Annotated in this window: 12 protein-coding genes and 1 pseudogene; 7 read left to right on the plus strand and 6 right to left on the minus strand. The window is 73.3% G+C overall.

Features of this window, described 5'->3' with window-relative positions; translation table 11 throughout:
- Positions 1-3 precede the first annotated feature (3 nt).
- A complete protein-coding gene (locus ABD236_RS06815) occupies positions 4-1,275 on the plus strand; it encodes a serine hydroxymethyltransferase (RefSeq protein WP_344071284.1) in 1,272 nt (423 codons plus the stop codon).
- Between the two features lie 64 nt (positions 1,276-1,339).
- On the opposite strand, the gene ABD236_RS06820 is transcribed toward ABD236_RS06815, so the two are convergent.
- The 3 genes from ABD236_RS06820 to ABD236_RS06830 all read right to left on the minus strand — a co-directional run bounded on the left by ABD236_RS06820 (position 1,340) and on the right by ABD236_RS06830 (position 3,991).
- Complete coding sequence (locus ABD236_RS06820) at positions 1,340-2,104, minus strand: hypothetical protein (protein WP_344071286.1); 765 nt, start codon at positions 2,102-2,104, stop codon at positions 1,340-1,342.
- 443 nt (positions 2,105-2,547) lie between these two features.
- Complete coding sequence (locus ABD236_RS06825; RefSeq protein ID WP_344071289.1) at positions 2,548-3,393, minus strand: hypothetical protein; 846 nt, start codon at positions 3,391-3,393, stop codon at positions 2,548-2,550.
- On the minus strand, positions 3,386-3,991 hold the full coding sequence (locus tag ABD236_RS06830) for an RNA polymerase sigma factor (protein WP_344071291.1): 606 nt from the start codon (positions 3,989-3,991) through the stop codon (positions 3,386-3,388). Before ABD236_RS06830 ends, ABD236_RS06825 begins: the two co-directional genes overlap by 8 nt.
- A gap of 238 nt (positions 3,992-4,229) precedes the next feature.
- Between ABD236_RS06830 and trpS the strand changes: the two genes are divergently transcribed.
- Both trpS and ABD236_RS06840 read left to right on the plus strand, forming a co-directional pair.
- Complete coding sequence (gene trpS, locus ABD236_RS06835; protein WP_344071293.1) at positions 4,230-5,240, plus strand: tryptophan--tRNA ligase; 1,011 nt, start codon at positions 4,230-4,232, stop codon at positions 5,238-5,240.
- 199 nt (positions 5,241-5,439) lie between these two features.
- A complete protein-coding gene (locus ABD236_RS06840; RefSeq protein ID WP_344071295.1) occupies positions 5,440-6,015 on the plus strand; it encodes a 2'-5' RNA ligase family protein in 576 nt (191 codons plus the stop codon).
- A gap of 373 nt (positions 6,016-6,388) precedes the next feature.
- Here ABD236_RS06840 and dprE2 read toward each other — a convergent pair whose 3' ends face one another.
- Both dprE2 and dprE1 read right to left on the minus strand, forming a co-directional pair.
- Positions 6,389-7,144: a decaprenylphospho-beta-D-erythro-pentofuranosid-2-ulose 2-reductase gene (gene dprE2, locus ABD236_RS06845; RefSeq protein WP_344071298.1), complete on the minus strand. Its 756-nt coding sequence runs from the start codon at positions 7,142-7,144 to the stop codon at positions 6,389-6,391.
- Between the two features lie 40 nt (positions 7,145-7,184).
- Positions 7,185-8,540 (minus strand): decaprenylphosphoryl-beta-D-ribose oxidase, encoded by a 1,356-nt coding sequence (dprE1, locus tag ABD236_RS06850; RefSeq protein WP_344071300.1) that lies wholly within the window; start codon positions 8,538-8,540, stop codon positions 7,185-7,187.
- Positions 8,541-8,727: 187 nt separating this feature from the next.
- Here dprE1 and ABD236_RS06855 point away from each other — a divergent pair.
- The 4 genes and pseudogenes from ABD236_RS06855 to ABD236_RS06870 all read left to right on the plus strand — a co-directional run.
- Positions 8,728-9,222 (plus strand): annotated as a pseudogene (locus tag ABD236_RS06855) (phosphatase PAP2 family protein); the annotation flags it as partial.
- Between the two features lie 152 nt (positions 9,223-9,374).
- The gene (locus ABD236_RS06860; protein ID WP_344071302.1) at positions 9,375-10,319 is read left to right on the plus strand and encodes a decaprenyl-phosphate phosphoribosyltransferase; all 945 of its coding nucleotides are present in this window, start codon (positions 9,375-9,377) and stop codon (positions 10,317-10,319) included.
- Between the two features lie 5 nt (positions 10,320-10,324).
- The gene (locus tag ABD236_RS06865) at positions 10,325-10,783 is read left to right on the plus strand and encodes a GtrA family protein (RefSeq protein ID WP_344071304.1); all 459 of its coding nucleotides are present in this window, start codon (positions 10,325-10,327) and stop codon (positions 10,781-10,783) included.
- Positions 10,771-11,679 carry a YihY/virulence factor BrkB family protein gene (locus ABD236_RS06870; RefSeq protein WP_344071307.1) on the plus strand — a complete coding sequence of 303 codons (909 nt, stop codon included), beginning with the start codon at positions 10,771-10,773 and terminating at the stop codon, positions 11,677-11,679. Before ABD236_RS06865 ends, ABD236_RS06870 begins: the two co-directional genes overlap by 13 nt.
- Here the strand turns inward: ABD236_RS06870 and ABD236_RS06875 are convergent.
- Positions 11,633-12,928 (minus strand): D-alanyl-D-alanine carboxypeptidase family protein, encoded by a 1,296-nt coding sequence (locus ABD236_RS06875; protein ID WP_344071310.1) that lies wholly within the window; start codon positions 12,926-12,928, stop codon positions 11,633-11,635. The genes ABD236_RS06870 and ABD236_RS06875 overlap by 47 nt on opposite strands.
- Between the last annotated feature and the right edge of the window lie 36 nt (positions 12,929-12,964).

The raw sequence follows: 12,964 nt of genomic DNA on the forward strand, positions 1-12,964 counted from the left end.
GCCATGAGCCTGCCCCTTTCCCACCCGGCCCTTTCCGCCACCGACCCCGAACTCGCCGCGCTCGTCGCCGCCGAGGAGCGGTTGCAGTCGGACACCCTGCGGCTGATCCCCAGCGAGAACTACGTCTCGCAGGCCGTCCTCGAAGCCTCCGGCACGGTGCTCCAGAACAAGTACAGCGAGGGCTACTCGGGCCGCCGCTACTACGAGGGCCAGCAGAACATCGACCAGGTCGAGACCCTCGCCGTGGAGCGGGCCAAGGCGCTCTTCGGCGTCGAGCACGCCAACGTCCAGCCCTACTCCGGCTCGCCCGCCAACCTCGCCGTCTACCTCGCCTTCGCCGAGCCCGGCGACACCGTGATGGGCATGGCCCTGCCGATGGGCGGCCACCTCACCCACGGCTGGGGCGTCTCCGCCACCGGCCGCTGGTTCCGCGGCGTCCAGTACGGCGTACGCCACGACACCGGCCTGATCGACTTCGACGAGGTGCGCGAACTCGCCCTCAAGGAACGCCCGAAGATCATTTTCTGTGGTGGCACCGCCCTTCCCCGCACCATCGACTTCGCCGCCTTCGCGGAGATCGCCCGGGAGGCGGGCTCCGTCCTGGTCGCCGACGTCGCCCACATCGCGGGTCTGATCGCCGGTGGCGCCCACCCGTCCCCGGCCCCGTACGCGGACGTGATCTCCACGACCACCCACAAGACCCTGCGCGGCCCGCGCGGCGCGATGCTCATGTCCCGCGAGGAGCACGCCAAGGCCATCGACAAGGCCGTCTTCCCCGGCCTCCAGGGCGGCCCGCACAACCAGACCACCGCGGCCATCGCCGTCGCCCTGCGCGAGGCGGCCCAGCCCTCCTTCCGTGACTACGCCCGGTCCGTCGTCGCCAACGCCCGGGCCCTCGCCGAGCAGCTCCTCGCGCGCGGCTTCGACCTGGTCTCCGGCGGCACCGACAACCATCTGATCCTGATGGACCTCACCCCCAAGGACGTCCCGGGCAAGGTCGCCGCCAAGGCCCTCGACCGGGCCGGGATCGTCGTCAACTACAACACCGTCCCCTACGACCCGAGGAAGCCGTTCGACCCCTCGGGCATCCGGATCGGCACGCCCTCCCTCACCTCCCGTGGTCTGGGCACCCAGCACATGGCGGCCGTGGCCGACTGGATCGACCGCGGCGTCACCGCGGCCCGCACCGGCGACGAGGACGCCCTCGCGGTCATCCGCGCCGAGGTGGCCGAGCTGATGGCCGCGTTCCCGGCACCGGGCCTGCCGACGGACTAGGCCGGACTGGCCGGGCCGGACTGCCCGGACCGGGCTCGGCCGGACCGGAACGAATCGGGCCGGGCTAGGTGCCACCGCTCGGGCGGTCCGGGTCGTCCCGGTCGGGCATGTCCCGCAGCTCCTGGCGCGGCCCGTCGTCGCGGGCCCGCCAGGAGGCCGTGACGGTCGCGGGGAGCCGGGTCGCCCACGGCCGTATGAGCAGGGCCAGTGCGGCTCCCACGATCAGGCCCGGCAGGGCCCACCACCAGCCGGCCGACGTCGAGTCGGTGGAGGCGGACAGACCGGTCCGGGCTGCCTCCTCGGCTCGCCCGCCCTCGGCTTCGGGCGCGGGCGTGTCCTCCGGTTCGGCCGGCGGGGTGGTCCACTGCTGGGGCGCGACGCCGGGCGAGCCCTGCCCGGTGACGGGGCCCGTCACCCCCAGCTTCCTCAGCAGGGCCCGCAGCTCGGCGGGGCGCTTGGCGCGGTGCCAGCAGCCGTTGAAGGTGCGGGGGAGGTCGGCCGCCGTGTGTATCCAGACGGTGTTGCTGTCGTCGCTGGTGAAAACCCGGTCCAGCCGCCAGGGGCTCATGTCGTGGACCATCCACGTCACATTGGTCTGGCGGGAGTGCATCGCCGCGTCCAGCGACGGCGGGCGCTCCTTCACGCCCTGGCCCGGCTCGCCGAGCAGGGTCATCAGGGCCGAGTAGTCCGCGTCCGAGTGGTAGCGCGCGGCCGTCTGCTCGCTCTCCGGGGACACGATCAGCACGCTGGTCGGGCCACCCGCGTGGGCGGCCGGGACGAGCATCAGGCCCAGGGTCATCGCCATGGCGAGGGACAGGAACCCGCGCACCGCGGATCCGCCACGCCTTCGCCCGGCAGGGCCCGGGCACCGAACGGCCACGCCGGGGCGGCCACTGCCCCGGACCGCCACGCCGGCCCGGCCCCTGCCCCTGCCCCTGCCTGGGGCCACCACGCCGTGGCCGCCCCCGCCCTCGCCCGGGACCGCCGAGCCCGCGCTGCCCCAGCCCCGGCCCCGGCCCCGGACCGCAATCCCCGGGCGGCCCCCGCCCCGACCCCGGACCACAGCGCCCACTCGCGCCGCTGCTCTCGCCACCAGCCCCATCCCCGTCACCAGCTCCACCCCCGTCGCCGTCGTTCTCCTCGTCGTCCCCGTCCGTGCTCCTCGCCACCGCATGGGATCCCCCAGCCGACCCCGGTACGGGCCCTCCGTACCGCGTCACTTCTGATACACCGGCCGAGGCGCCGGGGTTCCCCTTTGCCGGGTGCCGGTTTTCAGGGCGTGGAGTCCGCGATCTCCCGCGCCCGGGACTGCGACGGCACGCCCTCCAGGCGCAGGGTCAGCTCGGCGTGCTCCTGCCAGACCAGGGTCGGGCCGGCCGTCCGCACCACCGGTTCGTACGGCTTTCCTTCCGGGTCGGTCAGCAGCATCCGCAGTTCATGGGGCTCGCTGAACCACACCGCCGAGCCCTGGCCGTGCACCGGAACCGATTCCCAGGGCACGCGGATCGTCTTGTAGAAGAGCGGGGCGGGCGTCGCCCGGAACTCGTCGATCCGGATCGTCCGGCCGCCGTCCGGGCGCCAGCAGACTGACAGGATCCGGCGGTCCGCCGAGACCGTGGCCCCTACCGGCTCGCCCAGGGCCGACGGCAGCAGCGGAGCGAACCCGGCCCGCGCCGCCGCCTCCCGTACCGACAGCGGCCCCGTTCCGTCCGTGCACCCCGGCGCCCCGCCGTCCGGCGGCCCGGCGCGCGACGCCGAGGGGTCGACCCGGGCGGCCACTCCGCCGAAGCCGAACCAGTCGGCCACCGCCGCCCGGACCGGGGGAGTGAGGACGGCTATCACCAGCAGGCCCGAGAGCGCGGCCGCGAGGGCGCGCCGGCGGCGCCGGGCCCAGGCGCGGGCCCGCGCCCACCGCCCCGGCGGCTCGGCCACCGGCACCGGCACGTGTTCCGCGAGAATCCTGGCCAGCACCCGCTCGGCCATCGACTCGCCGTCCACCTCGGGCACGCGGATGCCCCGGCCCAGCGCCCGCAGCTCCTTCGGCAGCGACACGCCACCGGCGGCGGCGCCGGTCTCGCGGGGACCGTCTTGGCGGCGGCCGTCGTCCCCCTCACCCATGCTCCTCCTCACCTCCTCCCAGGACGTCCGGCGGCAGGATCCGGCCCAGCTTCCGCAGCGCCCGGTTGAGCCGGGACTTCACCGTGCCGCGCGCCCAGCCCAGCGCGGCCGCCGTCTCCGCCTCGTCCATCTCCAGGAGATAGCGGCAGGTCACCACCTGGCGGTGCTCCTCGCTCAGCTCGTCGAGCGCGGCCGTCAGCCGCGTCCGGCGCTCCTCCTCCACCGCGGCCACGGCCGGGTCGGCCGAGTCCGGTATCAGCGGCTCGGCCTCCGTCAGCGCCGCCTCCCGGCCCGTGGCGGCGCGGTGGCGGGCCGAGGAGCGCACTGTGTTCCTCGTCTCATTCACCACGATCCGTATCAGCCAGGGGCGGAACGGGGAGCCGTCCTTGAAGCGGCCCAGGGAGCAGTACGCCTTGAAGAACGCGGACTGCACCACGTCCTCCGCGTCCGCCCCCGCGCCGAACGCGGCCGCGACCCGTAACGCCCCGGCTGTGTGGGCGCGCACCAGGTCGGCGTACGCCTCCGCCTCCCCGGCGCGTACGCGTGCGATCACCGCGGCCTCGTCGACGTCGATCCGGCCCCCCTCCCGCGTCCTCACACCTCAGATACACCGGCCGGGGTGGATCGGTTCCCATGTGATCCGGACAGGTTCGCGGATCCGGCCGGACCCGTCCGTGCGGTGTCGGTGACGCCTTCGTCGCTTCGTCCCAGGGCCGGTTCACCGGGTCGTGCCCACAGCCATTTCCGACCTGTCGGCGGTACCTGAGAGAATGATGAGCATGGCCTCTGATCGCCCGCCCGTCGCCCACCACCACCCTCAGGGGAATGGCTCCGCCATGCAGCATCGTCCGCGAGTGCTCTCCGGAATCCAGCCCACAGCAGGCTCGTTCCACCTCGGCAACTACCTCGGCGCGGTCCGCCAGTGGGTGGCGCTGCAGGAGTCCCACGACGCGTTCTACATGGTCGTGGACCTGCATGCGATCACCGTGCCGCAGGACCCGAAGGAGCTGCGCGCCAATACGCGGCTCGCCGCCGCCCAGCTGCTCGCCGCCGGGCTCGACCCGGAGCGCTGCACGCTCTTCGTGCAGAGCCATGTGCCCGAGCACGCCCAGCTCGCCTGGGTGATGAACTGCCTGGCGGGCTTCGGCGAGGCGTCCCGTATGACGCAGTTCAAGGACAAGTCGGCGAAGCAGGGTGCCGACCGCGCCACGGTCGGCCTCTTCACGTACCCGATCCTCCAGGTCGCGGACATCCTGCTCTACCAGGCCAACGAGGTCCCGGTCGGCGAGGACCAGCGCCAGCACGTCGAGCTCACCCGTGACCTGGCCGAGCGCTTCAACGGCCGGTTCGGCGAGACGTTCAGGATCCCGGCGCCGTACATCCTCAAGGAGACGGCGAAGATCTACGACCTCCAGGACCCGTCGATCAAGATGAGCAAGTCGGCGTCCACGCCGAAGGGTCTGATCAACCTGCTCGACGAGCCGAAGACGACGGCCAAGAAGGTCAAGAGCGCGGTCACCGACACGGACACGGTGATCAAGTACGACGCCGTGAACAAGCCGGGCGTCTCGAACCTGCTGAGCATCTACTCCACCCTCACCGGGCGGACGATCACCGAGCTGGAGACGGCGTACGAGGGCAAGATGTACGGGGCGCTGAAGACGGACCTGGCCGAGGTGATGGTGGACTTCGTCACGCCGTTCCGGGACCGGACGCAGGAATATCTGGACGACCCCGAGACGCTGGACTCCATCCTGGCCAAGGGTGCGGAGAAGGCCCGGGCGGTGGCGGCCGAGACGCTGGCCACGGCGTATGAGCGGGTCGGGTTCCTGCCCGCCAAGCACTGAGCCGCGCTTCGGCGCGGGGCGTGCGGGCGCGCTGGTACGCGGGCGTGGCCCGTGGGCCGGGCCGCGCCCCCGGCCGTGTGACCCGGGGCCCGGTGGAGGGCTCTGGTCAGAACGGCGGAGCGCCCGCCACACTGCACACTGACGGACACAGAACACTGACGGACACAGACGTACCCGGACAACGACGGAGGAGAACGACGTGGGGACCGTAACGCTCGGCGTTTCGATCGCGGTCCCGGAGCCGTACGGCAGCCTGCTCCAGGAGCGGCGCGCGGGCTTCGGGGATCCCGCCGCGTACGGGATTCCCACGCATGTCACCCTCCTGCCGCCGACCGAGGTCGACGCGGCGTGTCTGCCCGCGATCCGGACGCACCTCGCCGAGGTCGCCGCGGCCGGGCGGGCCTTTCCGATGCGGCTGTCGGGGACCGGGACCTTCCGGCCGCTGTCGCCGGTGGTGTTCGTGCAGGTCGTCGAGGGCGGGGCGGATTGCGCGTGGTTGCAGCAGCGGGTACGGGACGAGGCCGGGCCGCTGGTGCGGGAGCTGCACTTTCCGTACCACCCGCATGTGACGGTGGCGCACGGGATCTCCGAGGAGGGGATGGACCGGGCGTTCGCCGAGCTGGCGGGGTTCGAGGCGGAGTGGACGTGTGGGGGGTTCGCTCTGTACGAGCAGGGTGGGGATGGGGTGTGGCGGAAGCTGTACGAGTACGGGTTTGGGTTGAGTGGGGTGCCGGTGCAGGGGGGGTCTCGGGATGAGCCGTCCGTTCGGGCTTGAGGGTTGCCCCTCCCCGCCCCTTCCCTAGACCCTCCGGGGGTGGGTGGGGGTGAAGGTGGTTTCCCGGGGGCTTCGCCCCCGGACCCCGTCTGCGGGGGCTCCGCCCCCTGCACCCCTGGCGGGGCTGCGCCCCTGCACCCCGCTGCGCGCTTGTCTGCCGGCCGGTGGCCTCTTCCCGCGCCGTTCCCCGCGCCCCTGGAAACCCTCGTTCGTCTGCGGGCCGGTGGCCTCTTCCCGCGCCGTTCCCCGCGCCCCTTCAGGCCCGTGGCGGAGCTGGGTTCTCCGGCCGACCCTTCCCCCCCTAGGGGCGCGGGGAACTGCGCGGCCAGCCGCCCACCGGGCCGCAGACGACGACCGGGCACCCATACGTCGCTCATACCGGCAACCGCCGGAAAATCGGTCGCGGTACATGCCGCAGTGCCGACATCACCACCCTCAGTGATCCCGGTACCCACACCACCTCCGAGTGGCGTCGCAGGCCCGTCTCGATGGCTTCTGCCACGGCCTCGGGGGTCGTGGCCAGAGGGGCCTCCGGGATGCCGGTGGTCATCTTGGTGCGGACGTAGCCGGGGCGGATCAGCATCACGTGGACTCCTGAGCCGTGCAGCGCGTCGCCCAGGCCCTGGGTGAAGGCGTCCAGGCCCGCCTTGCTGGAGCCGTAGATGAAGTTGGCGCGGCGGGCGCGTTCGGCCGCCACCGAGGAGAGGACCACCAGGGAGCCGTGGCCCTGGGTCTGGAGGGCCTTCGCGCAGATCAGGGACGCCGAGACCGCGCCCGTGTAGTTCGTCTGGGCGACCCGTACCGCCGCCAGGGGCGAGCCCTCGTCCCGTACCTGGTCGCCCAGGATGCCGAAGGCCAGCAGGACCATGTCGATGTCGCCCTGGGCGAAGACCCTGGCCAGGGCAGGCTCGTGGGACTCCGCGTCCAGCGCGTCGAAGGCGAGGGTGTGCACGTCCGCGCCCAGCTCCCGCAGCTCGGAGGCGGCGGCGTCCAGCGCGGGGGAGGGGCGGCCCGCCAGCCACACCGTACGGGTGCGGCGCGCCACCAGACGGCGGGCCGTGGCCAGGGCGATCTCGGACGTGCCGCCCAGGACCAGCAGGGACTGGGGGGTGCCGAAGGCGTCCTTCATCTCGTAACTCCTGTCATAACTCCTGGGACGTGGGCGTTCGTCAGAGGTTCAGGCGGCGGGAGAGATCCGAGACGAAGACCCCGTCCGGGTCCAGCTCTCGGCGCAGGCCGCGGAAGTCGGCCAGGCGCGGGTACATGGACTCCAGTACCTCCGGGCGTACGCGGGCGTCCTTCGCCAGGTAGACGCGGCCGCCCGCGCCCGCCACCTCCTCGTCCAGCTCGTCCAGGAAGCCGCCCAGGCCCGGCAGGCCCGCCGGGATGTCCAGGGCCAGGGTCCAGCCGGGCAGCGGGAAGGAGAGCCAGCCGGGGTCGGCCTCGCCGAAGCGCTTGAGGACCGCGAGGAAGGACGGGCAGCCCCGGCGTGCGATCCGGTGCACCACCCGGCGCAGGGCCTCCTCCTGGCCGTGGCCGACCACGAACTGGTACTGGACGAAGCCGCCCCGGCCGTAGATGCGGTTCCAGTGCGGGACGCCGTCCAGCGGGTGGAAGAACTTCGCGATCGACTGGAGTTCCCCCGTCCGGTGCCGGGGCGCCTTGCGGTACCAGAGCTCGTTGAAGGCCGATACCGAGGCGCGGGTCAGGGTGCCGCCCGGGAAGTGGGGTGGTGGGGGCGGGAGTTGGGGCGGGTTGAAGCGCAGGGGGGCTCGGAGCGCGCGCCCGCGCAGGGCCTCGCGCCCCGCGTGGTCGCCCCTCGTCAGGACCGCGCGGCCCGTCCTCGCGCCCTTGGCGAGCAGGTCGATCCACGCAACCGAGTACCGGTAGCGGTGGTCCGTCGCCGTCAGCCTCGCCATCAAGTCGTCCAGGTCCGCCGCCCGTTCCGTGTCCACCGTCATCAGTGACGTCTGTACGGGGTGGAGCTGGATCTCGGCCGCGAGGATCAGCCCCGTCAGGCCCATGCCGCCCGCCGTCGCCCGGAACAGGTCGTCCGTGGGGGTGAGCCGGTGGACCGTGCCGTCCGCCGTGAGGAGGTCGAGCGCGCGGACGTGGCGGCAGAACGCGCCCGAGCCGTGGTGGTTCTTGCCGTGGATGTCCGCGCCGATCGCCCCGCCGACCGTGACGTACCGCGTCCCGGGCGTCACCGGCACGAACCAGCCCAGTGGCAGCAGGACTTCCATCAGGCGGTGCAGGCTCACCCCCGCCTCGCAGACCACCACGCCCGCCTCGGCGTCGATGGTGCGGACGCGGTCGAGGCCGGTCATGTCCAGGACGGTGCCGCCCGCGTTCTGTGCCGCGTCGCCGTACGCCCGGCCCAGGCCACGGGCGATGGACCCGCGCGCCCCGCCCGCGCGGACGGCCGCCATCGCCTCCTCGTACGTACGCGGTCGGACCAGCCGGGCGGCCGTCGGGGCGGTGCGGCCCCAGCCGGTCACGGGGGTCGGAGCGGTGGTGGCGGGCATGGCAGTGACCGTAGCGGCGGTTCTCCGCACTGCGTAGTGATATGCCCTATTCATTGCGATACTCACCGAAATGGGTGATTGAGTGAGTGTCAAGCGGCATTGACGCGGATCCGGCCCCGCCGCCAGGGAGAGTCGCGTACGGCGGACGGCCGATCGGTGGGGCCGTCCCACGGAATCGGGGTGGCAGATGCGGTACTGCGACGCGGACCACCGGCTGCTGTCGGCGCTGCGCGACTGCGGCGCGCGGCCACGGGTGGCCGCCGCCGCCCGCGCGCTCTCGTTCGCCGGGGAGCACGGGGCGGTGTGGCTGGCGGGCGGGGCACTCGCCGCGGCGGTCGACCGGGAGCGGCGCGCGGGCTGGCTGCGCGGTGCGGCGCTGGTCGCGGGCGCGCATCTGGTCAGCATGGGGGTGAAGCGGGTGGTGCGACGGCCCCGGCCGGCCGTCCGGGAGCCGCTGGTGCGCACCGCCGGGCGGCACTCCTTCCCGAGCTCGCACGCCACTTCGGCGACCGCGGCGGCCGTCGCCTACGGCGCCCTGCGGCCCGCCGGGGCGCGGCTCGTACCGCCGCTGGCCGCCGCGATGTGCGTGTCGCGGCTGGTGGTCGGCGTCCACTACCCCTCGGACGTGCTGGCCGGCGCGCTCCTCGGCGGGGTCACCGCCCGGCTGGGTGCGGGGTGGGTGACCCGCTCGCCCGCTCCCGGCCCCACGCCTGCCCCCGGCGCCCCGCCCGCCCCCGGTCGCGCCTTCGCCCTCGGCCGCACGCCCCCTCCCGCCCCCGGCCGCACACCCGCCCCCGCCCCCGGCCGCCCCGTCACCCGCGTCGGAGCCGCCTCATGACCCGTCCCGGTCTCGCCGTCCTCGACGAACCAGCCGTCCGGCCGGCCGGGCGGCGCGCGCTCGGCGTACCCGCCGGAGTGCTGAAGACCGCGCGCCCCCGGCAGTGGATCAAGAACGTCCTGGTGGTCGCCGCGCCCGCCGCCGCCGGGCAGCTCGACTCACGCCACACCCTGCGCCAACTCGCCCTCGTCTTCCTGCTGTTCACGGCCGCGGCCTCCGCCGTGTACCTGGTCAACGACGCGCGCGACGCCGTCGCCGACCGCGCGCACCCGCAAAAACGCCACCGGCCGGTCGCCACCGGCCAGGTGCCGGTGCCGGTCGCGTACGCCGTCGGGGGACTGCTCGCGCTGCTCGCCCCGCTCGGCGCGGCCCTCACCTGCAACGCCATGACGGCGACCCTGCTCACCGGCTACGTGGTGATGCAGCTCGCCTACTGCGTCAAGCTCAAGCACGTCCTCGTCGTCGACCTCGTCGTGGTCACCGCCGGGTTCCTGATGCGGGCCATGATCGGCGGGGTCGCGCTCGCCATCCCGCTCTCGCGCTGGTTCCTGATCACCGCCGGGTTCGGCGCGCTGTTCATGGTCGCGGCCAAGCGGTACTCGGAAGCCGTCCAGATGGAGGGGCGCGGCGGCGCCACCCGCGCGCTGCTGGACGCGTACACCACCGGCTATCTGCGGTTCGTCTGGCAGCTCGCGGCCGGGGTCGCGGTCCTCGCGTACTGCATGTGGGCGCTGGAGAGCGACGGCATGGCGGGCGGCTCGCTGCTGCCGTGGCGGCAGTTGTCGATGGTCCCGTTCATCGGGGGGATCCTGCGGTACGCCGTGTTCGCCGACCGGGGGAGCGCGGGCGCCCCCGAGGACGTCGTCCTGCGCGACCGGGCGCTGGTGGTCATCGGGCTGGTGTGGGTGGCGCTGTACGGGCTCGCGGTGGCCGACCTGTGAGGGGCGTGCGCCGGAGCGAGCTGGTCGGCTTCGCGCTGGCCGGGATCTGCGCGTACGCCGTCGACCTCGGTCTGTTCGTCTGGCTGCGGTCGGGCCTGGCCTGGGACCCGGTCACCGCCAAGTGCCTCTCCTTCGTGGCGGGGTGCACCGTCGCCTACCTCGGCAACGCGTTCGGTACGTACCGGGGCAGCCGGGCCGGGGGCCGCGGGTACGCCGTGTTCTTCGCGGTGAACATCGTGGGCGCGCTGGTGCAGTTGCTCTGTCTGGCGGTCAGCCACTACGGCCTCGGCTTCACCTCGCCGCGCGCCGACACGCTCTCGGGCGCCGTGTTCGGCATGGCGCTCGCCACCATGCTCCGATTCTGGGGAACGAGGACCCTGGTGTTCGGCCGCGGGGCCGGGGGCCGGCCCCCGGTGGTGCACAGCCGGGGAGAAGAGGGTAACCGCACGTCATGGACTGGCTGAAGAATCTTCCCGGCGTCGGGCCGTGGGTCGTCCGGCTGATGCGGACGCACGCCTGGCGGTCGTACGAGCGGCTCGACCGGGTGCGCTGGTCCCGACTGGCCGCAGCGATCACCTTCATCAGCTTCCTCGCGCTCTTCCCGCTGCTGACGGTGAGCGCGGCCGTGGCCGCCGCCGTGCTGACCCCGGGCCGGGTGGAGAAGCTCCAGAAGACGCTGGCCGAGCAGGTGCCCGGCATCTCCGACCAGCTCGACCTCCAGGACCTGACCCGCAACGCGGGCACGGTCGGCGTCGTCGCGGGCGCGCTGCTGCTGTTCACCGGCATCGGCTGGATCGGCCAGATGCGCGGCTGTCTGCGGGTGGTGTGGGACCGGGACGACGAGGAGGAGAACCCGTTCCTGCGCAAGCTCAAGGACGGCGGGGTACTGGTCGGACTCGGCGGCGCCGGGCTCGCCTCCTTCGCCGCGTCCTCGATCGGCTCGACGGCGGTCGGCTGGACCGCCGACCAGCTGGGCATCGCGGAGAACGGCGTCGGCCGGGTCTTCCTGCGGATCGTGGCGATCGCGGTGGCCGCCGCCGCCGACTACCTGGTCCTGATGTACGTACTGACCCTGCTGCCCGGGGTCTCCCCGCCGCGCCGTCATCTGCTGACCGCCGGGGCGATCGGCGCGGTGGGCTTCGAGCTGCTGAAGCTGCTGCTCGGCGGCTATATGCAGGGAGTCGCCACCAAGAGCATGTACGGGGCGTTCGGGGTGCCCATCGCGCTGCTGCTGTGGATCAATTTCACGGCGAAGCTGCTGCTCTTCTGCGCCGCGTGGACGGCCACCCCGGCCAAGGAGGACGACCCGGACCTCACTTCTTCCGGCGAACCAGCTCAGGAAGAGGCCAGCGCCGGTTGAGCAGGAACACCCCGGCGGCGACGACCAGCAGGGCGCCGGCCGCGATGCCGAGCGCGGTGCCGACGCCGCCGGGGCCGGGCCCCTTGTGGGTGGTGACGGCCGCCTTGGCGGGGTCCTGCGCGGCGCCGCTCGCCGAGGGCTGCGAGCCCTGCGGGGCGCCGGAGGGCACCGCGGACTTCGGCGGGACCAGCTCGCCGACCGGGGTGACCTTGCCGGCCGCGGCGAAGCCCCAGTCCAGCAGGCGCGCGGCCTCCTTGTAGACGGCCTGGCCCTCGGAGGGGTCCGGGTTCATCACGGTGACGAGCAGCACCCGGCCGTCGCGCTCGGCGACACCGGTGAAGGTCGCGCCCGCGTTGGTGGTGTTGCCGTTCTTGACGCCGGCGATGCCCTTGTAGGGGGTGAGGCCGTTGTCGCCGGTGAGCAGCCGGTTGGTGTTCTGGATCTCGAAGTAGTCCCGCTCGTTGTTCTTGCCCGCGGCGCCGGGGAACTTGGCGGAGGCCGTCGAGCAGTACTCGCGGAAGTCCTTCTTCTGCAGCCCCGAGCGGGCGAAGAGCGTCAGGTCGTACGCGCTGGAGACCTGGCCGGGCGCGTCGTAGCCGTCCGGCGAGACCACATGGGTGTCGAGCGCCTGGAGGTCCTCGGCGTGCGCCTGCATGTCCTGGACGGTCTTGGGCACACCGCCGTTCATCGCCGACAGCACGTGCACGGCGTCGTTCCCGGAGCGCAGGAAGACGCCGAGCCACAGGTCGTGCACGGTGTACGAGAGGTTCTCGTGGAGGGGGACGATGCTGCTGCCCTCGCCCATGCCCTCCAGCTCGGCCGGGGCGACCGTGTGCACCTCGGACTTGGGGAACTTGGGCAGCACGGTGTCCGCGAAGAGCATCTTCATGGTGGAGGCGGGGGGCAGCCGCCAGTGCGCGTTGTGCGAGGCGAGCACCTGGCCGCTCTCCGCGTCCGCGACGATCCACGAGCGGCCGGTCAGCTGCATCGGCAGCACCGGCGCGCCGGGGCCGAGCTTCACCTGTGTGTCGGGCCTGCCGAGCAGCTCGCCGCCGACCTTCGACATGCCGGCCGGCGGCGGGTCCGGGTCCTTGCGGGCCTTGCCCGGCGTGGCGGACCGGCCCTGGTCCTGAGTGCCCGGTTTGTCATCGTTCGGCAGCGCCGAGGCGGGCGCGGCGGCGAGCGCGGGCAGCAGCGCGGCGACGGCCACCGCCAGCGCGATTCTCGCGGGCTTCTTCACAGCAGACACGGACGAGAACGTACAGGCCGTAGCCGGCGTTCCGAA

Origin of the sequence: Streptomyces crystallinus, assembly GCF_039521265.1 — a bacterium.
GTDB classification, from domain to species: Bacteria; Actinomycetota; Actinomycetes; order Streptomycetales; family Streptomycetaceae; genus Streptomyces; species Streptomyces crystallinus.